Below are 20,106 nucleotides of genomic sequence, written 5' to 3' on the forward strand. Positions count from 1 at the left end.
CAAACGGATACCAAGTAAAAATTTACTTTTCACAAGGTATCCGCCTCTAAACTATCTCATTTTATTGTCTTTTTCCGTGACAGTTTTTAAACTTCTTACCAGAACCACATGGGCAAAGTTCATTGCGTCCAATCTGGCTCAAATCCAAATCTTCTGGCATACTTGCTTGGTGGGCAGCAATATTACGAGTCGCTGTTGTACTGATATGGCGTTCTGCCTGTGGTCTTTCTTGTTCATGAATTTGTGCTTTCATCATCAAACGTGTCACATCAAACTCAATCGAACCAATCATGTCATTAAACATACGGAAACCTTCTGCCTGATACTCAACAACAGGGTTGTTCTGAGCATAACCACGAAGTCCAACCGCGTTACGCAATTGATCGAGGGCATCGATATGATCTGTCCACTTGTTATCCACCACTCGTAGAATCAAGACTTTTTGGAATTCTTTAACTGCTTCTTCATCACGTAGTTTTGAAACCTGACTATCGTAAACTTGCAAGGCACGTTGGAAGAGTTCTTCCTTAATAGCCTTATCAGACAAGCCTGACAAGTCTTCCATCGTAATAGAATCTTCTGGAAGCAAGTTGTACTTAGCAAAGTTCAAAATTGCCTCTAGTTTTTCATCTTGTTTGGCACGCGCATGACCATCAACGACACGTTCAATCGTGCGTTTGATCATAGCCTGAATTTCAGGTGCCAAGTCACGATCTGCAGTGATGACATCGTAACGTTGAGCATAGATAATCTCACGTTGTTCACGCATGACATCATCGTATTGAAGGACTTGTTTACGGGTATCGTAGTTATTTCCTTCGACACGTTTTTGCGCTGCCTCAACCTGACGCGTCAACATACGAGACTCAATGGCCTCTTCAGACATGTTGAGACGTTCAAAGATTCCCTTCAAGCGTTCAGAACCAAAACGTTTCATCAAGTCATCTTCCAGAGAGAGGTAGAATTGTGACTCACCTGGGTCTCCTTGACGACCTGAACGTCCACGAAGCTGGTTATCGATACGACGGCTTTCATGACGCTCTGTACCAATAACACAAAGTCCTCCAAGTTCACGAACCCCTTCACCAAGCTTGATGTCGGTACCACGACCGGCCATGTTGGTTGCGATAGTAACAGCACCACGTTGACCAGCATTCATGATGATTTGGGCTTCTCTATAGTGGTTTTTGGCATTCAAGACTTCGTGAGGAACGCCAGCTGCGACCAATTTCTTAGAAATATAGTCACTAGTTTCAACCGCTACTGTACCAACCAAGACAGGCTGACCTTTTTGGTAACGAGCCTTAACATCTTCGACAACCGCCTTAAACTTAGCTTCGATACTTGCATAAAGAAGGTCTGAGTGGTCAATACGTTGAACAGGACGGTTGGTTGGGATTGGAATAACACGAATGTTGTAAATTTCACGGAATTCTTCTTCCTCAGTCTTACCTGTACCCGTCATACCAGACAATTTCTTGTACATACGGAAAAGGTTTTGGTAAGTGATTGAGGCAGATGTCTTGGTTTCATCCTGGATTGGCACACCTTCTTTGGCTTCAATGGCTTGGTGCAATCCATCAGAATAACGACGACCTTCCATAGTACGACCTGTAAATTGGTCAACGATCAAGATTTCTTGTTCTTCGCTCACAACATAGTCAATATCGAGAAGCATGATGTAGTTGGCACGAAGGGCATTATCGATAAAGTGAGTAAGAGCTACGTTTTCGATGTCATAGAGGTTTTCAAGTTTGAAGTAGCTTTCAGCCTTGTCAATCCCTGAATCAGACAAACCAATAGTCTTAGACTGCACATCGATGATGTAGTCGTCTTTGTCCAAAGATTTTACATAGTGGTCTGCCATGTGATAGAGCTGACTGGTTTCAACCGCATTAGCACCTGATACGATCAAAGGTGTACGAGCCTCGTCAATCAAGATAGAGTCAACCTCATCGACCAAGGCATAGTTAAGCGGACGTTGTACCATGTTTTCAGCGCGAACGACCATGTTGTCACGAAGGTAGTCAAATCCGATTTCTGAGTTGGTTGAGTAGGTAATATCACACTCATAGGCTTCTTTTTTCTCCATTGGAGATTTGGCAGCCAAGTTAATCCCTACTGACAAACCAAGCCATGAGTACAATTCACCCATCTCAGTCGCATCACGTTCTGACAAGTACTCATTGACCGTAACTACGTGAACCCCTTTACCTGAAAGGGCATTGAGGTATACGGGCATAGTCGCAGTCAAGGTTTTCCCTTCCCCTGTACGCATTTCTGGCACGTCACCATGGTGAAGAACGATTCCCCCCATGACCTGAACCTTATATGGGAAGAGACCTAGGACACGTTTGGCACCCTCACGGACAACCGCAAATGCTTCATAAAGCAATGAATCCAGCGATTCTCCATTTTGATAACGTTCTTTAAATTCAACTGTTTTTGCTTTTAGTTGGTCATCTGTCAAAGCAGCCATTTGGTCTTCGTATTTGAAAACCTTGTCAGCCATCTTTTCCAGACGACGGATTTCTCCTTTATCATTTTCGATAATTGTTTTTAAAATATTAGCCATGTTTTTCCTTACTTTAAATTCCGAATATTTTAGAATGTTCTTTTAATTTTAGCACAATTACTGATTATTTTCAAGGAAGAATCCCCATTTTGAAAAGGAAAAAGAGGCTAGTTTCCAAGCTAACCTCTCTGACTTTTATGATGCTTTAATTGCCAACAAAAATCGGCAAAATCGCAAATAGGATAAATAGATTTATCCAAAGAGAAAAACAGCAGATCAATCCAAAAACAAAGAGACTGACTTTCTTGGACAGCAAGGCCATCAAAATCGACAGAATTCCAAAAACTAGCAAGACTTTCTGTATGCTGAAGAGGTCAATCTTCCCCCCCAGAATCGGACTGCCCCAAGGAAGAAAGAAGAAAGCAATCCAGATCAACAGAACTAAACCAATATAGACCTTAGAATAGCGTGTAATAAATGATTTTAGATGTGCCATAAGCTACCTCCTAGGATTGTATATCCTTTATATATTGTATATGTCCGTTTTCGACAACTAATACATCTGTACAAAGATCTGAAATATCTTCCGATATGTGTGACGTCAGGATAACCAGACTATTTTCTTTTTTCAGGTAAGATAAAATGACCTGTTTGGTTAACCTCACACTCTTCTCATCTAAAGCATTCATAGGTTCATCGAGAAAGAGTATAGATGGTTCGGCAATAAAGGCTTGAATCAAGGCCATTTTTTGTTTCGTTCCTAAGGATAAATGACGGTACTCAACGTCTTCAAATTCCTGTAAATCATAATATTGGATCCAATCGGCAATTCTTTTTTCCGTAACTTTAGATGAAAAACACCTTAACAATTCCAAATTTTCTCTAAGGGATAAATGAGATAAAAACTCGACTTTTTCAATTAAAACCCCTGCATCCTGAATATAATGATTTTTTATCCCATAGACTTCCCCATCTTGAAGAACTTTTCCTTTATCAAGCTTAATATAACCAGCAAGTATCTTTAAAAGAACTGTCTTACCAGATCCATTATCACCTTTAAGACCATAAATATTTCCTGATTGAAAGACCAGATTCAACTCATTTAAAATAGGTCTTTTCCCATAAATTTTCTGTCCATTTATAATTTCAAGTCTCATCGTTTATCCTTTCTTAAATTTCTCTTCCAAGCGACTAACAATCAACATAACTAATAAACTTAAGAGTACTAAATACACTGTTACAATATGATCCATCATCCATTCTTGTCCCACAAATGCTAAAAAATAGAGAAAAAAGGAAAAACCAGCGCCCGCACTAATAAGTGCTATCAGATAAGACAGTAGTAAGTACAAGATCATTAACTGAGCAAGTAAAAAGAAAAGTGCGACTGTTTTGAAATGAATTCCTAGAGGAAGTAAACCAAGGAACCAGACAAATAAATCTTGAATAAAAAATTTAGAGATGACAACCAATCGTTTCCTTGTATAATCGAAAAAGGAGGTTGATTGATAGCGGATCAAGTGATGGTAATGGTCTGCCAAATCAGTTTCAAGTAAAATGACAGAGAGCCATCCTACCATGAAAAGCGAAAGATTTAACAAGAGTTTGGGGATTTCTAAATTCGCTTCAGAATAGTCATTATAGGAAAAGATTGAAATCAATTCCCTCTTGAAAAAGAGAAAAACATCCTGCTTTTGAACCGCTATTGACAATAGATAGTTAATCAAAATCATCATCAGAACTATACGAAGTAGTAAAACGATCTTTCTCTTTAGCCAAATATTGTTAAAGTTCTTAAACATTATCTTCATATTTTTTAAGTACCATATAGGGGACAATATAAAGGATATAAGGAGTAAAGAGTCTCATCAAACTTACATCCCCATAGCTAGCTTGCATCAAACTCGTCATAGGAACCATATAGTATGGCAAGATACTATAGAGCATCATAGAACCAAGCCAAAGAAACATCAAATAGGCAATTGCCGAACGAGTCACATTCCCTAAATAATCAACTATTTTAAAAAAATAGACTGCATTGATGAAAATACCGATTAGTAGGACACAAGTAAAGAACAAATAGCTTGTTATCTCTCCATCTAGGAGCCTTTGTAAACTACTCCCATCAGAAAATAGAGAATTCCATTCAAGAGGAGAAAAAGTCCCAAAGAAATAAGTTAAAATTGCAATTATCAGCACAGTCACTAAATATATCACACAAGGGATACTTGCAAGTTGAAAAGTCAACTTTCTTTTTAACCCTTGATAACTCACTTCTCTTCCAATACTCAATCGTAAAACTTTATTTTTCAGCTCAATATATTGAAAACCTAGCAAAACAATGATGATTGGAATAATAAATGATTGATAAAAACCTAGATTGAACTGGAGAATACGAAAATCTAATGCTGATTTTAATAAGTCATTTTTAATTGCTTGTCCATCGAATTTAGCTAGATCGGGCGCATGAATATCAAAAAAGAAATAAGTCATCAAAACATCACGATAAACCAAAGCAAGAAAAAGCAAAGTAAGCAAGACATAAACAAATTTATGCCTTGCCAAAGTTAAGAGAGGAATCTTCATAAATTATACCTACTTTACGAATTAATTTGGTGACCAACTACCTGAAATGGCAGCTGATAAATCCCACCAATTTTGTCTTGCCATATCTGCTGCATAAACATAGCCAACCGTTGCCCAATTACCATGAGTTGAACGAGTACCACAGGTTGTTAACGATTCTCCACTACGAGCTTCTCCATTAGAATTTACTATACGATGCTTAACAGTCATGGGATGTAAATTTCTACAAGGATTTAAGTTCATGATATATTCCGCACCTTCATTTTCTTTGGTCAAATAACCTGTTCTCTTATAACTGGTAGTAATAACAAAATTACTAAAAGCACCTATCTGATTTGCTTCTACGAAAGTAGTTCCAACAGCACTTATCATTAAAACAGGAATAACCATTTTCAATAATTTTTTAGTTTTCATTTTTTCTGTTTCCTTTCATTTTTTATTCAAGAAGATTCCTTATAACTTCTATTTTAAATATAGACTTATTCTAAACGATGGTATATCATACAAATTCCTCCTTTACTTAATTATGTATGGACTCTAATTTCTTTATCCCCAAAACCACGTTTCAAACCAGATAAGTTGAATCCAACTCCAAATCAAAGATATAATAAATCCAGAGTTTTTCGGTAAATTCTTCAAATATTTTTTAAAGCCCATGACTTTTTCCCTCCTTTTTGATATAATAATACCACCTTTTTCTACGTTTTTTATAAATGTAGAAAATATTCACATTTACCTAGGAGGAACAATATGAGATGGGATTATGGACAAATTTTTAAAGAAATTCGAAAGTCAAAAGGATTGACCCAACAAGATGTATGTGGACAAGTCATACATCGAACAACTCTAACAAATATTGAACATGGTAAAGTTATTCCCAGTTTTGAAAACATGGTATTTCTTCTTGAACAAATTGATATGAGCTTAGCAGAATTCAAGTATATATGCAACGAATACCACCCTAGTGAAAGACGAGATATTATTGTAGAGAGCCAAAATCCATCTATTCTTCAGGATACTAGAAAAATGGTTGAACTTACTGATAAATGTCAAAAATATCTTAAGACACATCACGATGTTCCTATTCAAAATATCTATCGTCATACAAAAATTGTCACAGAGTTACGAACTAAAGGATTCAAAAACAACCACGTCTTGAAAGATTTGTCTGAAGAAATTTGGGACTATCTTGAACCTATGGATACATGGTACATTAGTGATTTGAAATTGCTTGGAACCATTCTCTTTTTCTTTCCTTCTGAAAATCTTCCCCTTCTTATTGATAGAATTATGAAAACCATCGAGAAATATAAATACTTCCGAGAAACAAAAGTATTTTTATCATCTTTTTTAGCCAATCTCTCCACTGTATATTTTCAACATCATTTATTCAAAGAATGTGAAACAATCACCCTACAACTTTTGGTATTAGCAGAAGAATTAAAAATATACGATATTCTTGGATTTTCTCAAGTACGCTTGGGAATACTACAACATAATTCCGATTTGATTGATAAAGGAATAACCTTATTACGACTAACCAAAGAAGAGTCATTAGTTAAAATACTCGAAAAAGAAATTAATGATTTTTCAAACCTATAATTTATAATAATTCTTATCGTTTTATTGTAGTAGATTGGAATAGAATGTGAACGAATCAATCAGGGGATCTAAAGCATTTTATACCAATGTTTTATAAGTTGTATTGTATTATTCCAGATTCAATCTACGATATAAGACGAATACTTCTCTCAAGTTTCATGATTAAAATAAAAATGACTGTATCTATAGCTCCGTAAATAAATCATAGATACAGTCATTTTTTAGTTCCTCCCCCTTTCTTTATTCACGCCTTTAGACTTCCCTAGCTCCTGTCTCAAGCGAAGCATTTTTTTGAAACAGGAATAAGTTAACCTATTCAGACCAATAGCTAGCAGAATAAAAAGAAACCAAATGCCCCATAACTTGATATCTGTCAAATTTCTCAAGACGATATTGAAAAACAGAACTGAAATAACTGTCCAAGCAAGGCTAAAAAGAGCATAGAGAGGGATGTAAAACCAGTAAAAATAGTAAAAAATTGGGAAAAATTTACTTTCTCTATTATCCTTTTCAATCCAGCTAAAAAAGTAAAACCAGGGAAATAAGATTATAAATTTAAACAAATGTTTCATCGACACCTCCTTTTTGATAGCGTTTTCTATTATTTTATTATATCAAAAAAATCTGGAAATGTCATTCCAGATTCTACTTTTTTATTTACGCTTTCTTGCGATGAGATGGATTGGAGTTCCCTCAAAGACAAAGGCCTTGCGGATTTGATTTTCCAAAAAACGTAGGTAAGAAAAGTGCATGAGTTCTTCTTCGTTGACAAAGATAACAAAGGTTGGTGGTTTGGTTGCCACTTGGGTCGCATAAAAAATCTTGAGACGTTTCCCTTTGTCTGTCGGTGTTGGGTTGATGGCAATAGCATCCATAATCACATCGTTCAATACAGCTGATGGGATACGTGTGTTTTGACTTTCACTGATTTGCTTGATCATCTCAGGAAGTTTGTGGAGACGTTGCTTAGTCAAGGCTGATACAAAGATAATCGGTGCGTAAGGCAGGTATTGGAACTGCTCACGGATATCTTCTTCCCAGTTTTTCATAGTGTGGTTGTCTTTTTCAAGTGTATCCCACTTGTTGACCACGATAATCATTCCTTTACCAGCTTCATGGGCAAATCCTGCGATACGCTTGTCGTATTCACGAATGCCTTCTTCCGCATTGATGACCATTAAGACCACATCTGAACGGTCAATAGCACGCATGGCACGCATAACAGAGTATTTCTCAGTATTTTCATAAACCTTACCAGACTTACGCATACCTGCCGTATCAATCATGGTAAACTCTTGACCATCTGTATCTGTAAAGTGGGTATCAATGGCGTCACGTGTTGTTCCAGCAACTGGACTGGCAATGACACGGTCTTCTCCCAAGATAGCGTTAATCAAGCTTGATTTTCCAACGTTGGGACGACCAATCAAGCTAAACTTAATGACATCCGGGTTTTCTTCCTCATATTCATTTGGAAGATTTTCTACGATGGCATCTAGCACATCTCCTGTACCGATACCATGGACAGATGAGATAGGCAGTGGTTCACCCAAACCGAGAGCATAGAAATCATAGATATCATTTCGCATCTCAGGGTTGTCCACCTTGTTGACTGCGAGGATAACTGGTTTGTGGGTCTTATAAAGCTTACGGGCTACGTATTCATCTGCATCAGTAATTCCTTCCTTACCAGACACGACAAAGACGATAACATCTGCTTCTTCCATGGCAATTTCTGCCTGGTGCTTGATTTGTTCCATGAAAGGAGCATCGACATCATCGATTCCTCCTGTATCAATCATGCTAAAGGAACGATTGAGCCACTCACCCGTTGCATAGATACGGTCACGTGTCACTCCTTCGACATCTTCTACAATGGAGATTCGCTCACCAGCGATCCGATTAAATAGGGTTGATTTCCCAACATTGGGACGTCCTACAATGGCAATAGTTGGTAGGGCCATAATTTCTCACTTTCTACAATAACTTCTTCTGTTCAAGATTTTTTCTAGTTGAGCTTGGTTCAGCTTGACCAAACTGTTCTGCTAGGCGCTGACTCCAGCTTGTGGTCGCACGCGCCCCAGCATAGTCAGCCTGTACACGGTCATAAGCCTCAATCACATCAACTGTTTGTTCCTGATATTCTTCCTCAAAGACAACATTCTCCAGTGGTAGTCTTGGCTTCACATCATGATGTTGATTTGGCACACCTAGTGCCATCCCAAAGACAGGATAGGTGTAGTCAGGCAGGTTAAAAAGTTCTGCAACTTCTTCTGACTTGTAACGCACCAAGCCAATAATGACACCACCATAGCCCAAGCTTTCAGCTGCCAGCAGGGCATTTTGACCAGCAAGAGCTGCATCGACCGAACTAATCAAGAGACTTTCTACACCTTGAGGTTGGAAGGTATCAGTATGAAGTTGGGCTCCCTTTTCTGCTCGGTTCAAGTCTCCGACAAAGAGGAGGAAAACAGCTGACTGACGAATGGCTTCTTGAGGTACCAATTCATACAAGGCATCTTTCTTCTCTTGACTTCGTACCACAATCACAGAGTAGGATTGGAAATTCTTCCAAGACGAGGCCATTTGGGCCGCTGTCAGGATTTCAGTCAAGTCTTCCTGAGGAAGGATTTGCTCCTTAAATCTTCGAACAGACTTATGAGCTTTCATCAGTTTAATCGTTTCTGTCATCGACGGTTTACTCCTTCTAAACGAGTCTCCTCAGCCAAATAACGGATGCGTTCCATGACCCGTCTGGCTTCCCAGGTTTCGTCATTTCCATTCTTCCCTTTAGCAAAATGCTTCTCCAAATCTTCAAAGTTGAAGTTGGATGTGAAAAAGGTCGGTAAATTTTCCTGCATCCGATATTGGAGAATGACCTGCAGGATTTCGTCACGCACCCAAGCTGTTGATTGCTCGGCACCAATATCATCTAAAATCAGGACTTCAGACAGTTTAATCTCATCTACCAAGGTCTTGACATTACCATCACTAATAGCATTTTTGACATCAATGACAAAGCTAGGATAGTGGAGAAGAGTGGAGGAAACACCACGTTTTTCTGATAAATCATGAGCTAAGGCAGCCACCATGAAACTTTTACCCACACCAAAGTCTCCATACAAGTAAAGACCTTTTCGAATAGCTGGATATTGCTCCACGAATGCTAATAACTTTTCAAAAACTGGTAAGCGCCCCAAATCATCCAAGTCTACTTGAGCCAAACTAGCTTTCCTGAGACTGGCTGGCAGATTGATTAACTTGAGACGGTTCTTAATAGCCGCTTCTTTTTCCGCCGCAATTAGTTCAGGAGTTTCTTCATAAGAAACGTCCGCATAGCCATGATTCATGACTAGTATAGGCTTGTAGCCTTTGGCAATATAATCCGTATCACCACGAAGAAACTTATCACGCTCGGTGATGTACTGATTAAACTTGGAGATACTGCGTTTCAATTCCTCTGGAGTCAAGGATTCTTGCTGGATAAAGGCCGCAACATCAGGGTCCTTCATGATTTTCTGAACCAAATCTTGATAATGAAAACGGCTAGGTTGACGTTTGAGTACGTCTCCGACACTTTCCATCTAATCTCCTCCTTTTTCTAATCGAGCTAATAGTTCTTGTTTCTTACGTTCTAGTTCCAGACGAGTTTCCTCGCTGGTTTCATTCTTATAATCTGGATTGCTCCACTTGGGTACATTGGACTTGGTAGGACTCGGTTTACTAGCCTTTTGAGCCTGATTCTTCTGCCCTCTCTCACGGATGCGCAAGACTGCCTCTTCTGCCGAATGTATCTTTTGATAGGCATAGTCATTGGCCACTTTCATGGCATATTTCTCATTGATGTTTGCTGAATCCACCTTATTAAAGGTCAATAAGAGAATGATATTGATGACTTCGTCCAGCAAGCCCAAGCCAGCCATCTGTTGCAAGAGTTCTCTTTCTGTTTGGGTAATGGTTCCCTTACGTGTTTGCTTGATTTCTGCCAAGAACTGCAGGGCAGTTTTACTTTTTGCTTCCTTGATAATGGTTGCTTCCTTAGGACTAAAATCAGAAGAAATCGGTTTTTGAGCGATTTTTTCCCGCATGCGTTTGGTTGAAATGACCTGGGAAACAGCTGTTGACTTAGCCAATTGATAGGTCTCAAACCAAGTCCATTTCTTCTCCTCGGCAATGGCAAAGAGGTTTAAGACATCGGACTGCTCATCCGCAAAGCGAAGGCCATCTCTAGCCATAAGCTGACGAAAATGGTCCAAGTCAAAATCGTTGGCCACTTTCTTCTTGAGACTAAGGTCTTCTTGACTTCCCAGTTCTTCCAAATCTGGAAAGACTTGATTGAGCGAGATAGGTATTTCTTCTCCCTCAGCACTCTCAACTTTCAAATCCTCCACAGCTGCATCGCCAATCTTTTTTTCCAAGAGTCTACGATAAACAGGGTGTTCCAAAAAATCCTGACTCGAAAGAGGAGCATGGAGGGCTAGCTGATAAACTTCCCCCTTTTGATAGAGGGTCAAGAGATTGAAAGCAGATAGGATTTTCAGGGCTTTTATCAATCTATCCATTCCAAAATTGAGATGGTTGAGAATACTTGAAAAGAGGTATTCCTTTCTGCCATTATCCCAAAAACTGATTGTATAAAGATAAAGGCTCAGTGCCTCCTGACCGATAATCGGGAGGTAGCACTGTACCAGAGATGAGGTATCTTGCGACACCCGATTATTCTTTAGATAAGAAAAACGGTCAATTGGCTTCATTTATCTTTCCTTTTTCTTTTTAGAGGACTGGGTGATTTGTTGGAGTAAGCTCTCTAACTCACTGACATCCTTAAAACTACGATAGACACTGGCAAAACGTACATAGGTAATCTCATCCAATTCAGCCAACTCCTCCATGACGAGTGAACCAATGTCCTCACTTTGAATTTCGTTTTCATTTCGACCACGGAGTTTCTGTTCGATACGATTGACTACCATGTTGATTTCATCACTTGACACAGGACGTTTCTGGGCTGAGCGGATAATCCCATTAAAGATTTTATCTCTGGAGAATTGTTCCCGTGTGCCATCTTTTTTAACAACCACTAAGGTTCTTTCTTCTACTCGTTCGTAGGTTGTAAAACGGTGCTGGCATTCATCGCACTCACGTCTTCTACGAATAGTGTTCCCTTCTTCTGCTTGGCGACTATCGATAACACTTGACTTGGTAGCCCCACATTTTGGACAACGCATCCTTTCCCTCCTTATCGTTTTCTTTTCATTATACCATTTTTTAAACGATTCCCAAAACAATTCTTCTTTTTGCTTGACAAGTTTTTTGTTTTGTTGTATTATTTAATTAAGACAAATAGATAAAAAGAAAGGAGACCAAGATGTCCTGGACATTTGACAACAAAAAACCCATCTATTTACAGATTATGGAGAAAATCAAGCTTCAGATTGTTTCCCATACACTGGAACCCAATCAACAACTTCCGACCGTGAGAGAGCTAGCTAGCGAGGCAGGGGTCAATCCAAACACCATCCAAAGAGCCTTGTCAGACCTCGAACGAGAAGGATTTGTCTACAGCAAGCGCACAACTGGACGATTCGTAACTGAGGATAAGGAGCTAATCGCCCAATCGCGCAAACAATTATCGGAAGAAGAATTGGAACACTTCGTTTCCTCCATGACCCATTTTGGCTATGAAAAAGAAGAACTACCAGGCGTAGTCGGCGATTATATTAAAGGAGTTTAAGCCTATGTCATTATTAGCATTTGAAAATGTATCCAAATCTTATGGAGCAACACCAGCCCTTGAAAATGTTTCCCTTGAGATCCCAGCTGGAAAAATTGTTGGTCTCCTTGGCCCAAACGGCTCAGGAAAAACAACCCTGATTAAACTAATCAATGCCCTCTTGCAACCAGATCAAGGACGCGTCCTTATCAACGACATGGACCCAAGTCCAGCAACCAAGGCCATCGTAGCTTATTTGCCAGATACAACCTATCTCAATGAGCAAATGAAGGTCAAAGAAGCCCTAACCTACTTCAAGACCTTCTATAAAGATTTTAATCTTGAACGCGCCCATCATCTGCTTGCAGACCTAGGCATTGATGAAAATAGTCGTCTCAAGAAACTATCAAAAGGAAACAAGGAAAAGGTACAACTGATTTTGGTTATGAGCCGTGATGCTCGCCTCTATGTTCTGGACGAACCCATTGGTGGGGTGGACCCAGCAGCCCGTGATTATATCCTCAATACCATCATCAACAACTACTCACCAACTTCTACCGTTTTGATTTCTACCCACTTGATTTCAGATATCGAGCCAATCTTGGATGAAATTGTCTTCCTCAAAGACGGAAAAGTCGTTCGTCAAGGCAATGTAGACGATATTCGCTATGAGTCGGGTGAATCCATTGACCAACTCTTCCGTCAGGAATTTAAGGCCTAAGCAAAGGAGATTATTTATGTTTTGGAATTTAGTTCGCTACGAATTTAAAAATGTTAACAAGTGGTATTTAGCCCTCTACGCAGCCGTGCTAGTCCTTTCTGCCCTTATCGGGATACAAGCACAGACCTATAACAATCTGCCTGTCAAAGAAAGTCAACCTACTATGCTACTTTTTCTAGCCCTCGTCTTTGGTGGCTTGATGATTACACTTGGGATTTCAACTCTTTTCTTAATCATTAAACGCTTTAAAGGCAGTGTCTATGACCGACAAGGCTATCTGACTTTGACCTTGCCAGTTTCTGAACACCATATCATCACAACCAAACTAATCGGTGCCTTTATCTGGTCGTTGATTAGCACTGCTGTCCTAGCTCTAAGTGCTGTTATTATTGTGACCATAACGGCTTCAGAATGGATCCCTCTTTCTTATGTGATTACATTTGTAGAAACACATCTCCCTCAGATCTTTCTTACAGGTATATCCTTCCTACTAAATACCATTTCCAGTATACTCTGCATCTACTTGGCTATTTCCATTGGACAGCTTTTCAATGAATACCGTACAGCACTCGCTGTTGCAGCCTACATTGGTATCCAAATCGTCATTGGATTTATTGAACTTTCCTTCAATCTTAGTTCTAATTTCTATGTCAATTCACTTGTAGGACTCAATGACCATTTCTATATGGGAGCAAGTATAAGTATTGTTGAAGAACTCATTTTCATAGCTATCTTTTACCTCGGAACCTACTATATCTTGAGAAACAAGGTTAATTTGCAATAGTTTTAAAGTCTAGCGACAATAACTCGCTAGACTTTTTTCGTTCTCAGGACTTACATTTTTATATGAAGTATTTAACAAAAAGGAGTATAATGACTTTAAAACTGATTACATGTATATTGATAAGGAGGTTAAGTCTTTATGCTGAGAAGATTTGTTACTAAGAAACACCTCTTACTTTACTTCTTTTCTATTGCCATTACTTGGCTGGAAGCAATTATCACACCAGCCCTTGTTCAAAATATTGTTGCTAGTTTTACCAATCAAGAACTAGGCCTTCTTTGGAAAGTTTTGATTTTAGGAATCCTTGGTAATCTCATCCTCTTACTGGGTTTAGCTGGGAAACGCTATTACTACGCTCGTTTGATTACTGATTTCAAATATGGAATCAAGAGTGCTATTTTCAAGCGATTTTTAAACAGTTATGAGATTGATGAAAAGGATATTTTGTCCAACCTAGAAAACGACGTCAAGCAACTAGAAGAAAGCTATATTGAGCCAACGGTTATCATCATTTCTTCTCTTGGCTTCACAACTGTGTCCATTCTCTATGCCCTATGGACCAATTTTTACTTGGGCTTGATTTTCATCCTCTTCTACTCCTTTCCTGTACTCTGCAGTGCGATCGGATCAAAGCGTTTGGATTCACTTTCTGAAAAGCGGTCCACTGTTAACCAGAGCTACTTAGCAAGCTTGACAAATTTTATTGGCGGTAGCCAACAAATTCGCCATTATCATGGGCAAGACTACTTTTTTGCTCGCTATCAAAAGCAATTACAAACCAGTCTAGATGCCGAAATCAACTATGAAAAGCAACGCACTTTAAACAGTCTCTTGATCAATGGCATCGATGCCTTTTGTTCTGTCACACCTATCGTCATCGGTGGCTTTATGACCTACTATAATTATTTAGATGCGGCGAGTTTTGTGGCCATCTATCTGGTTTCCCATAATATTGGCTATCAATTCCAAGAGTTGGCCTACTTTACCAACACCCGAAAAGCGACTCGAACTCTTCTCAACAAATACCAAAAACTTTTGGGCCAGTCTAACTTCATCTCGCCTAGAAGCATAGAAAATATTTTCCCCATCCAACTTGACAACATCTGCCTTGAAAAAGATGGAAATATCCTCCTGTCTCCGATTTCCATGCATATCAAGCAAGGAGAAAAAATTGCCATTATCGGGGAAAGTGGCTCTGGTAAAACAACCCTGCTCAATATCATTCATGGAGAAGAGACACCAACAAGTGGACAGATTAGCTTTGCTGGTCAAAACCTGTCACGTAAAGAAATCACAAGCTTTAGTTCCTATATCCTCCAAGATAGCCATTACTTTGACACGCTATCTCTGGAAGACAATATCCTTCTGGGATTGAATAAAAATAAAGAGACTTTAAATCACATCCTCAAAAAAACAGGATTAGAACATTTGAAAAATCGAACACTTAGCAATGACAGTCTATCTGGTGGCGAGAAACAACGCCTTGAAATCGCCCGCGCCCTCTACCATGATAGCCAACTCATCTTAGCAGATGAAATCAAGGCCAATCTTGACTCGGAAAATAGCAGAAAAATTAGCGACTTGCTCTTCTCCCTACCTCAAACAGTCATTGAAGTCATTCACCACTACACAGAAGAGGACTTAAAGCACTATGACCAAGTCATTCACTTAAGCAAAGAAAAGTAGTATTCTTCGAAAATCGCTTCAAACTATGTCAGTTTGACCTACAAACCCAACACTTTGCTTTGAGCAACATGCAGCTGACTTTCTAGTTTGTTCTTTAATTTTCATTATCCCTTGTGCATTTCCTTGAAATTTTCTGAAAAAAGAGTAAACTGGTATTCAAGAAGTCTATTTCGTGGAGTTTAGGATGAAATTATATGTTCAATTAATGATTCTCTTTGTGATTTCTCTAATCGGAGAGGGGATCTCTAGTTTCTTTCATTTGCCCATACCAGGCAGTATTATCGGTTTGATTATTCTCTTTCTAGCCCTGCAGTTCAAGTGGCTGAGAACCAGACATGTCAACATGGTTGGGAATTTCTTGCTGGCCAATATGACCATTCTCTTTTTACCGCCAGCAGTGGGAATCATGGAGAAGTTTGATGTGATTGCTCCCTATCTTTTGCCCATTGTTTTGATTGTCTTTTTTGCAGCAGTCATCAATATTATCCTTATTGCCTTGGTGGTTCAGTTTATCAAGAGACGATTTGAGGGAGATTATGAGAAAGGAGATGCCAAATGAGTGAATTTGTTTCCAATCCCCTGTTCGGGCTTGCCCTATCTATCCTAGCTTATCTAGTGGGAATGCTGATTTACAGACGTTTTCCCCATCCATTGACAACTCCCCTGCTTTTGTCGGCTATTTTTATCATTATTTTTCTTAAGGTGACAGGTATTTCTTACCAAGATTACTACCAAGGTGGGGTTTATCTGAACAACTTGATTGTTCCGTCTACAGTGGCTCTAGGGATTCCGCTTTATAAGAGTTTTCACCTGATGAAGCACCATGCTCGGAGTATTCTCTTTGGTAGTCTGTTAGCAGTAGTGGTCAATACCTCTTTCACAGCCCTTGTGGCAAAAATATTTGGAATGGACTTTTTCCTAGCCATTTCTCTCTTTCCTAAGTCAGTAACAACCGCCATGGCAGTAGGAATTACAGAAAAATTGCAAGGTCTGACGACCGTGACCTTGGTGGTTGTAGTGGCGACTGGGATTTTAACCAGTGTCATCGGACCAACCCTTTTGAAGTGGTTGAAAATTGACGATCCAGTAGCTGTTGGTCTTTCCCTTGGAGGAACAGGCCATGCAGTCGGAACAGGGACAGCCTTCCGATACGGCTCTGTAGCAGGAGCTATGGGTGGTTTGGCTATCGGTGTCACTGGTATTCTCTATGTCTTTGTCAGCCCTATCGTAGCCAGTTTGATATTGAGTTAATACTCTTCGAAAATCTCTTCAAACCGCGTCAACGTCGCCTCGCCGTAGGTATGGTTACTGACTTCGTCAGTTCTATCCACAACCTCAAAACACTGTTTTGAGCAACCTGCGGCTAGTTTCCTAGTTTTCTCTTTGATTTTCATTGAGTATAAAAAGCAAGGAATTCGAGCAATCTCATTATGGTAGTGATATGGGGGTCTAACTTCTCATATTTATACATTTCTCCAATCAGTTAGTTGATTACAATCGAGATTTTCTATACTCTCCTTATAAGATTTTCGCATAAGATGAGACAGCACACGCTGAAGACGTCTATGTTATTTAGATTTAATGCAATCTTTTAAAAGAGTTTTGATAATCTATATTTCTTATTTAGTTTAGTTGATTTCATATCACTTCATATCACTATACTATAATGCTTATCCAAATGATTACACTATCAAAATACCCTATTATTAGATGCTTACGAAACAGATTTTTATACTCTTCAAACCACGTCAGCTTGTCCTTAGTGTGTATATGTTACTGACTTGGTCAGTTCCTAAACCTCAAAACATAGTTTCGAAGATCCTTCCGCTAACTTCCCAGTCTGATTTCCATTGAATATTAAAGATACTTTATCACATAAAGAGGCTGGATGAAAAGTCTTCACAATCAAAAAACGCATACTATCAGGTCTTGAAAAATCCTGGTAGTATGCGTTTTTTGTGAGCTGACTTATTTCCTTTCACTATATCGCAAAATGAAATAAGAACGGAAAACGATGGGATTTTGGAATTCAAATCAATTTATAAGAATGTTTTAGAAGCAATATTATCCTATTCCAGATTCAGTTCACTATACAATCAAGTTTTCAAGTAACCTATTTACATAATGTGTAAGTAATTAGGTTCGTGATTCCACTCTTTTCATCTCTAAAAAACCTCGCTTTCGCGAGGCTCTTCTATTTATAAGCTAAGGCACGTTTAAAGGTTTTCCAGATTCCTAAATCATCTGTTTGCAGAACGAGACTAGCATACATGCGTCCGATAAATCCTGTTGCTACCACCGCAAAAATCACTGTAATAGCTAGCGAAATCCATGCTTCTGCTCCCCCTGCATAGCCATTAATGGTTCTAAATGGCATGAAGAAGGTCGAAATAAAGGGAATATAAGAACCAATCTTCAAGATGAGATTGTCACCAGCTGCACCCAGAGCTGTCACTCCAAAAAAACCACCCATAATCAAAATCATCAAAGGCGACAAGGCTTTTCCTGCGTCCTCCGGACGAGAAACCATAGAACCTAGAAAGGCCGCCAAGACGACGTACATAAAGAGACTAACCAAAATAAAGAGCAAGGTATTCAGTGAGAAAGCATCTCCCAAGTGATCTAAAACACCAGACTGAGCCAAGAATGGCAAATCTTTAAATAACAGAATGGCAGCGATACCACCTACAACATAAATCCCAATATGCGTTAAAATCACTAGAAATAGAGCCATCATCCGCGCATAGAAATAGTGACTTGCCCTTATGCTAGAAAAAACGACTTCCATAATTTTGGTGCCTTTTTCACTGGCAACTTCCTGAGCCGTCACACCCGCATAGGTAATCAGAATCATATAAAGAAAGAATCCTAAGGCGCCTGCTGCAATTGTTTGAATAAACTTTTTATTTTCCTTGGCTTCATCAATCTTTTCTGTGAATTGAACTGTCTGCGCTAAGCGTTTTTCCTGCTCTTGAGACAAGGAGGCCGTTGAACGATTAAGCTGATTTTGCAGCTCATTGAGTGTACCTGTAACTGCAAATTTAATTCCATTTTCAAGCGATGTTTCGCCATGATAAACTGCCTTTAGAACACTATCTTCTTGATCAATAGTCAAATAGCCTTTTAATTTTTCATCTTTAATCGCTTCTTTGGCACTTGCTTCGTCTTTATAGTCAAAGTTAATACCATTTACATTCTTCAGTCCTTCTGCCACAGATGGCACTGTTGTCACTACTGCCACTTTATTATTTTTAGCCATTGAAGAGCCTTGAAGATGCCCAATTCCTACAAAGATTCCTAAAAAGAGGAACGGCGAAATCACCATAAAGAAGAAACTCCACGATTTGACATGTCGAAGATAGGTTTCCTTGATTACAACCCACATATTTCTCATACTTCCACCCCTGATTCTAGTTTAAAGATTTCATCGATTGTCGGCGCTTGTTGGTCAAAGGTTGCGATATATTGCCCCTGAGTCAAGATTGGGAAGAGTTCCCTTCCAGCGCTCTCATCCTCCAAAATCAATTTCCAACTGCCTTGTTTGGTCAAGCTCACCTGTTTAACATGAGGAAGTTTTTCCAGTTCTTCCTTGCTTCGTTCACTTGCAACAAAGAGACGCGTTTTCCCGTATTGATTGCGGACATCCTGAACTGGTCCATGCAAGACCACACGGCCATCTCGGATCATGAGAATATCGTCACAAAGTTCCTCGACGTTGGTCATAACATGGTCAGAAAAGATAATGGTTGCCCCACGTTCTTTTTCCTGAAAGATGACTTGCTTGAGCAATTCAGTATTGACTGGATCCAAGCCACTGAAAGGCTCATCCAAGATAATCAAGTCTGGTTCATGAATCAGAGTAATAATAAGCTGAATCTTCTGCTGATTTCCTTTTGACAGACTCTTGATTTTATCAGTCAGCTTCCCTTTCACTTCCAACTTCTTCATCCATTGAGGGAGTTTTTCCTTGACCTCCTTGGCATCCATACCTTTTAGAGTCGCCAAATAGCGAACTTGTTCAAGAACTGTCAATTTAGGCATGAGACTGCGTTCTTCAGGCAGATAGCCAATCCGAGTGTAGGTCTCCTGACGAATATCCTGATTATCAAGACTAATTTCTCCTTGATATTCTAAAAACTTCAAAATACTGTGGAAAATCGTTGTCTTCCCAGCACCATTTTTTCCGACTAGTCCCAAAATACGACCTGGTCGCGCTTGAAAGTCAATACCAAACAAAACTTGCTTGGATCCAAAACTTTTCTCTAGACTTCTTACTTCTAGCATCTTTAACCTCCGAAATTTCTTTCACTCATTATACTCTTTTTTGATAGCCTTTACAATGATTTCTGTCCATTTTTAGAAGACTAATGCTATGTAAAATATGGCATGGAGCGTTTTTAGTGATAAATCCATTATACAGTAGCAAACTTAATTTATCCACTCTGCTCCTCAACTGTCTATTTTTGATCCTGAATTGTTATTTGAGTAACTCCTTTTTC

22 protein-coding genes are annotated in these 20,106 nt (G+C 39.1%); 7 read left to right on the forward strand and 15 right to left on the reverse strand.

The window, feature by feature from the left end:
* Window positions 1-61: 61 nt before the first annotated feature.
* The 6 genes from secA to OC530_RS06590 all read right to left on the reverse strand — a co-directional run bounded on the left by secA (window position 62) and on the right by OC530_RS06590 (window position 5,515).
* Entirely contained in the window at window positions 62-2,575 is a 2,514-nt protein-coding gene (gene secA, locus OC530_RS06565) for a preprotein translocase subunit SecA (protein WP_262080702.1), read from the reverse strand.
* A gap of 145 nt (window positions 2,576-2,720) precedes the next feature.
* Window positions 2,721-3,011, reverse strand: coding sequence for a hypothetical protein (locus OC530_RS06570; protein WP_000940698.1), 291 nt, complete (start codon window positions 3,009-3,011; stop codon window positions 2,721-2,723).
* A 10-nt stretch (window positions 3,012-3,021) separates the two neighbouring features.
* Window positions 3,022-3,672, reverse strand: coding sequence for an ATP-binding cassette domain-containing protein (locus OC530_RS06575; protein WP_001235271.1), 651 nt, complete (start codon window positions 3,670-3,672; stop codon window positions 3,022-3,024).
* 3 nt (window positions 3,673-3,675) lie between these two features.
* Window positions 3,676-4,317, reverse strand: coding sequence for a hypothetical protein (locus tag OC530_RS06580; protein WP_000475785.1), 642 nt, complete (start codon window positions 4,315-4,317; stop codon window positions 3,676-3,678).
* Complete coding sequence (locus OC530_RS06585) at window positions 4,310-5,101, reverse strand: hypothetical protein (RefSeq protein ID WP_000701267.1); 792 nt, start codon at window positions 5,099-5,101, stop codon at window positions 4,310-4,312. The genes OC530_RS06580 and OC530_RS06585 overlap by 8 nt, the downstream gene beginning before the upstream one ends.
* A 21-nt stretch (window positions 5,102-5,122) precedes the next feature.
* The gene (locus tag OC530_RS06590) at window positions 5,123-5,515 is read right to left on the reverse strand and encodes a hypothetical protein (RefSeq protein ID WP_000850412.1); all 393 of its coding nucleotides are present in this window, start codon (window positions 5,513-5,515) and stop codon (window positions 5,123-5,125) included.
* A gap of 336 nt (window positions 5,516-5,851) precedes the next feature.
* Between OC530_RS06590 and rgg1518 the strand changes: the two genes are divergently transcribed.
* Complete coding sequence (gene rgg1518, locus OC530_RS06595) at window positions 5,852-6,703, forward strand: Rgg/GadR/MutR family transcriptional regulator Rgg1518 (protein ID WP_001267149.1); 852 nt, start codon at window positions 5,852-5,854, stop codon at window positions 6,701-6,703.
* Between the two features lie 221 nt (window positions 6,704-6,924).
* Here the strand turns inward: rgg1518 and OC530_RS06600 are convergent, their stop codons facing one another.
* From OC530_RS06600 to nrdR, 6 genes are all read right to left on the reverse strand, one after another.
* A complete protein-coding gene (locus OC530_RS06600; protein WP_262080703.1) occupies window positions 6,925-7,275 on the reverse strand; it encodes a hypothetical protein in 351 nt (116 codons plus the stop codon).
* An 81-nt stretch (window positions 7,276-7,356) separates the two neighbouring features.
* Window positions 7,357-8,667 (reverse strand): ribosome biogenesis GTPase Der, encoded by a 1,311-nt coding sequence (gene der / locus OC530_RS06605; RefSeq protein ID WP_001207696.1) that lies wholly within the window; start codon window positions 8,665-8,667, stop codon window positions 7,357-7,359.
* A gap of 13 nt (window positions 8,668-8,680) precedes the next feature.
* Window positions 8,681-9,394 carry an NADPH-dependent oxidoreductase gene (locus OC530_RS06610; RefSeq protein WP_112443883.1) on the reverse strand — a complete coding sequence of 238 codons (714 nt, stop codon included), beginning with the start codon at window positions 9,392-9,394 and terminating at the stop codon, window positions 8,681-8,683.
* Window positions 9,391-10,287: a primosomal protein DnaI gene (gene dnaI / locus OC530_RS06615; RefSeq protein ID WP_112443882.1), complete on the reverse strand. Its 897-nt coding sequence runs from the start codon at window positions 10,285-10,287 to the stop codon at window positions 9,391-9,393. The genes OC530_RS06610 and dnaI overlap by 4 nt, the downstream gene beginning before the upstream one ends.
* Window positions 10,288-11,457, reverse strand: coding sequence for a replication initiation and membrane attachment family protein (locus OC530_RS06620; protein WP_112443881.1), 1,170 nt, complete (start codon window positions 11,455-11,457; stop codon window positions 10,288-10,290).
* The gene (nrdR, locus tag OC530_RS06625) at window positions 11,458-11,931 is read right to left on the reverse strand and encodes a transcriptional regulator NrdR (protein WP_001203672.1); all 474 of its coding nucleotides are present in this window, start codon (window positions 11,929-11,931) and stop codon (window positions 11,458-11,460) included. It abuts the gene before it with no gap.
* Between the two features lie 140 nt (window positions 11,932-12,071).
* Between nrdR and OC530_RS06630 the strand changes: the two genes are divergently transcribed.
* The 6 genes from OC530_RS06630 to OC530_RS06655 all read left to right on the forward strand — a co-directional run bounded on the left by OC530_RS06630 (window position 12,072) and on the right by OC530_RS06655 (window position 16,858).
* Window positions 12,072-12,437 carry a GntR family transcriptional regulator gene (locus OC530_RS06630; RefSeq protein WP_000119149.1) on the forward strand — a complete coding sequence of 122 codons (366 nt, stop codon included), beginning with the start codon at window positions 12,072-12,074 and terminating at the stop codon, window positions 12,435-12,437.
* Window positions 12,438-12,441: 4 nt separating this feature from the next.
* On the forward strand, window positions 12,442-13,137 hold the full coding sequence (locus OC530_RS06635; protein WP_112443880.1) for an ABC transporter ATP-binding protein: 696 nt from the start codon (window positions 12,442-12,444) through the stop codon (window positions 13,135-13,137).
* 16 nt (window positions 13,138-13,153) lie between these two features.
* Entirely contained in the window at window positions 13,154-13,921 is a 768-nt protein-coding gene (locus tag OC530_RS06640; RefSeq protein ID WP_112443879.1) for a hypothetical protein, read from the forward strand.
* Window positions 13,922-14,059: 138 nt separating this feature from the next.
* On the forward strand, window positions 14,060-15,607 hold the full coding sequence (locus OC530_RS06645; protein WP_262080712.1) for an ABC transporter ATP-binding protein: 1,548 nt from the start codon (window positions 14,060-14,062) through the stop codon (window positions 15,605-15,607).
* A 184-nt stretch (window positions 15,608-15,791) separates the two neighbouring features.
* Complete coding sequence (locus OC530_RS06650; protein WP_000781325.1) at window positions 15,792-16,166, forward strand: CidA/LrgA family protein; 375 nt, start codon at window positions 15,792-15,794, stop codon at window positions 16,164-16,166.
* Window positions 16,163-16,858, forward strand: coding sequence for an LrgB family protein (locus OC530_RS06655; RefSeq protein ID WP_001288943.1), 696 nt, complete (start codon window positions 16,163-16,165; stop codon window positions 16,856-16,858). Before OC530_RS06650 ends, OC530_RS06655 begins: the two co-directional genes overlap by 4 nt.
* On the opposite strand, the gene OC530_RS06660 is transcribed toward OC530_RS06655, so the two are convergent.
* The 3 genes from OC530_RS06660 to OC530_RS06675 form a co-directional block, all read right to left on the reverse strand.
* Window positions 16,855-17,001 carry a hypothetical protein gene (locus OC530_RS06660; RefSeq protein ID WP_225904800.1) on the reverse strand — a complete coding sequence of 49 codons (147 nt, stop codon included), beginning with the start codon at window positions 16,999-17,001 and terminating at the stop codon, window positions 16,855-16,857. The genes OC530_RS06655 and OC530_RS06660 overlap by 4 nt on opposite strands.
* 800 nt (window positions 17,002-17,801) lie before the next feature.
* Window positions 17,802-19,001, reverse strand: a complete 1,200-nt coding sequence (locus tag OC530_RS06670; RefSeq protein WP_112443876.1) for an ABC transporter permease — start codon at window positions 18,999-19,001, stop codon at window positions 17,802-17,804.
* Entirely contained in the window at window positions 18,998-19,891 is an 894-nt protein-coding gene (locus OC530_RS06675) for an ABC transporter ATP-binding protein (RefSeq protein ID WP_112443875.1), read from the reverse strand. Before OC530_RS06675 ends, OC530_RS06670 begins: the two co-directional genes overlap by 4 nt.
* Window positions 19,892-20,106 lie beyond the last annotated feature (215 nt).

This window comes from Streptococcus sp. Marseille-Q5619 (genome assembly GCF_946901205.1).
GTDB lineage: Bacteria > Bacillota > Bacilli > Lactobacillales > Streptococcaceae > Streptococcus.

What these genes read in the sequence shown, in the direction of transcription:
- secA (WP_262080702.1), bottom strand. Translation starts at nt 2,575, where the DNA reads ATGGCTAATATTTTAAAAACAATTATCGAAAATGATAAAGGAGAAATC.
- OC530_RS06570 (WP_000940698.1), bottom strand. Translation starts at nt 3,011, where the DNA reads ATGGCACATCTAAAATCATTTATTACACGCTATTCTAAGGTCTATATT.
- OC530_RS06575 (WP_001235271.1), bottom strand. Translation starts at nt 3,672, where the DNA reads ATGAGACTTGAAATTATAAATGGACAGAAAATTTATGGGAAAAGACCT.
- OC530_RS06580 (WP_000475785.1), bottom strand. Translation starts at nt 4,317, where the DNA reads ATGTTTAAGAACTTTAACAATATTTGGCTAAAGAGAAAGATCGTTTTA.
- OC530_RS06585 (WP_000701267.1), bottom strand. Translation starts at nt 5,101, where the DNA reads ATGAAGATTCCTCTCTTAACTTTGGCAAGGCATAAATTTGTTTATGTC.
- OC530_RS06590 (WP_000850412.1), bottom strand. Translation starts at nt 5,515, where the DNA reads ATGAAAACTAAAAAATTATTGAAAATGGTTATTCCTGTTTTAATGATA.
- rgg1518 (WP_001267149.1), top strand. Translation starts at nt 5,852, where the DNA reads ATGAGATGGGATTATGGACAAATTTTTAAAGAAATTCGAAAGTCAAAA.
- OC530_RS06600 (WP_262080703.1), bottom strand. Translation starts at nt 7,275, where the DNA reads ATGAAACATTTGTTTAAATTTATAATCTTATTTCCCTGGTTTTACTTT.
- der (WP_001207696.1), bottom strand. Translation starts at nt 8,667, where the DNA reads ATGGCCCTACCAACTATTGCCATTGTAGGACGTCCCAATGTTGGGAAA.
- OC530_RS06610 (WP_112443883.1), bottom strand. Translation starts at nt 9,394, where the DNA reads ATGACAGAAACGATTAAACTGATGAAAGCTCATAAGTCTGTTCGAAGA.
- dnaI (WP_112443882.1), bottom strand. Translation starts at nt 10,287, where the DNA reads ATGGAAAGTGTCGGAGACGTACTCAAACGTCAACCTAGCCGTTTTCAT.
- OC530_RS06620 (WP_112443881.1), bottom strand. Translation starts at nt 11,457, where the DNA reads ATGAAGCCAATTGACCGTTTTTCTTATCTAAAGAATAATCGGGTGTCG.
- nrdR (WP_001203672.1), bottom strand. Translation starts at nt 11,931, where the DNA reads ATGCGTTGTCCAAAATGTGGGGCTACCAAGTCAAGTGTTATCGATAGT.
- OC530_RS06630 (WP_000119149.1), top strand. Translation starts at nt 12,072, where the DNA reads ATGTCCTGGACATTTGACAACAAAAAACCCATCTATTTACAGATTATG.
- OC530_RS06635 (WP_112443880.1), top strand. Translation starts at nt 12,442, where the DNA reads ATGTCATTATTAGCATTTGAAAATGTATCCAAATCTTATGGAGCAACA.
- OC530_RS06640 (WP_112443879.1), top strand. Translation starts at nt 13,154, where the DNA reads ATGTTTTGGAATTTAGTTCGCTACGAATTTAAAAATGTTAACAAGTGG.
- OC530_RS06645 (WP_262080712.1), top strand. Translation starts at nt 14,060, where the DNA reads ATGCTGAGAAGATTTGTTACTAAGAAACACCTCTTACTTTACTTCTTT.
- OC530_RS06650 (WP_000781325.1), top strand. Translation starts at nt 15,792, where the DNA reads ATGAAATTATATGTTCAATTAATGATTCTCTTTGTGATTTCTCTAATC.
- OC530_RS06655 (WP_001288943.1), top strand. Translation starts at nt 16,163, where the DNA reads ATGAGTGAATTTGTTTCCAATCCCCTGTTCGGGCTTGCCCTATCTATC.
- OC530_RS06660 (WP_225904800.1), bottom strand. Translation starts at nt 17,001, where the DNA reads ATGAAAATCAAAGAGAAAACTAGGAAACTAGCCGCAGGTTGCTCAAAA.
- OC530_RS06670 (WP_112443876.1), bottom strand. Translation starts at nt 19,001, where the DNA reads ATGAGAAATATGTGGGTTGTAATCAAGGAAACCTATCTTCGACATGTC.
- OC530_RS06675 (WP_112443875.1), bottom strand. Translation starts at nt 19,891, where the DNA reads ATGCTAGAAGTAAGAAGTCTAGAGAAAAGTTTTGGATCCAAGCAAGTT.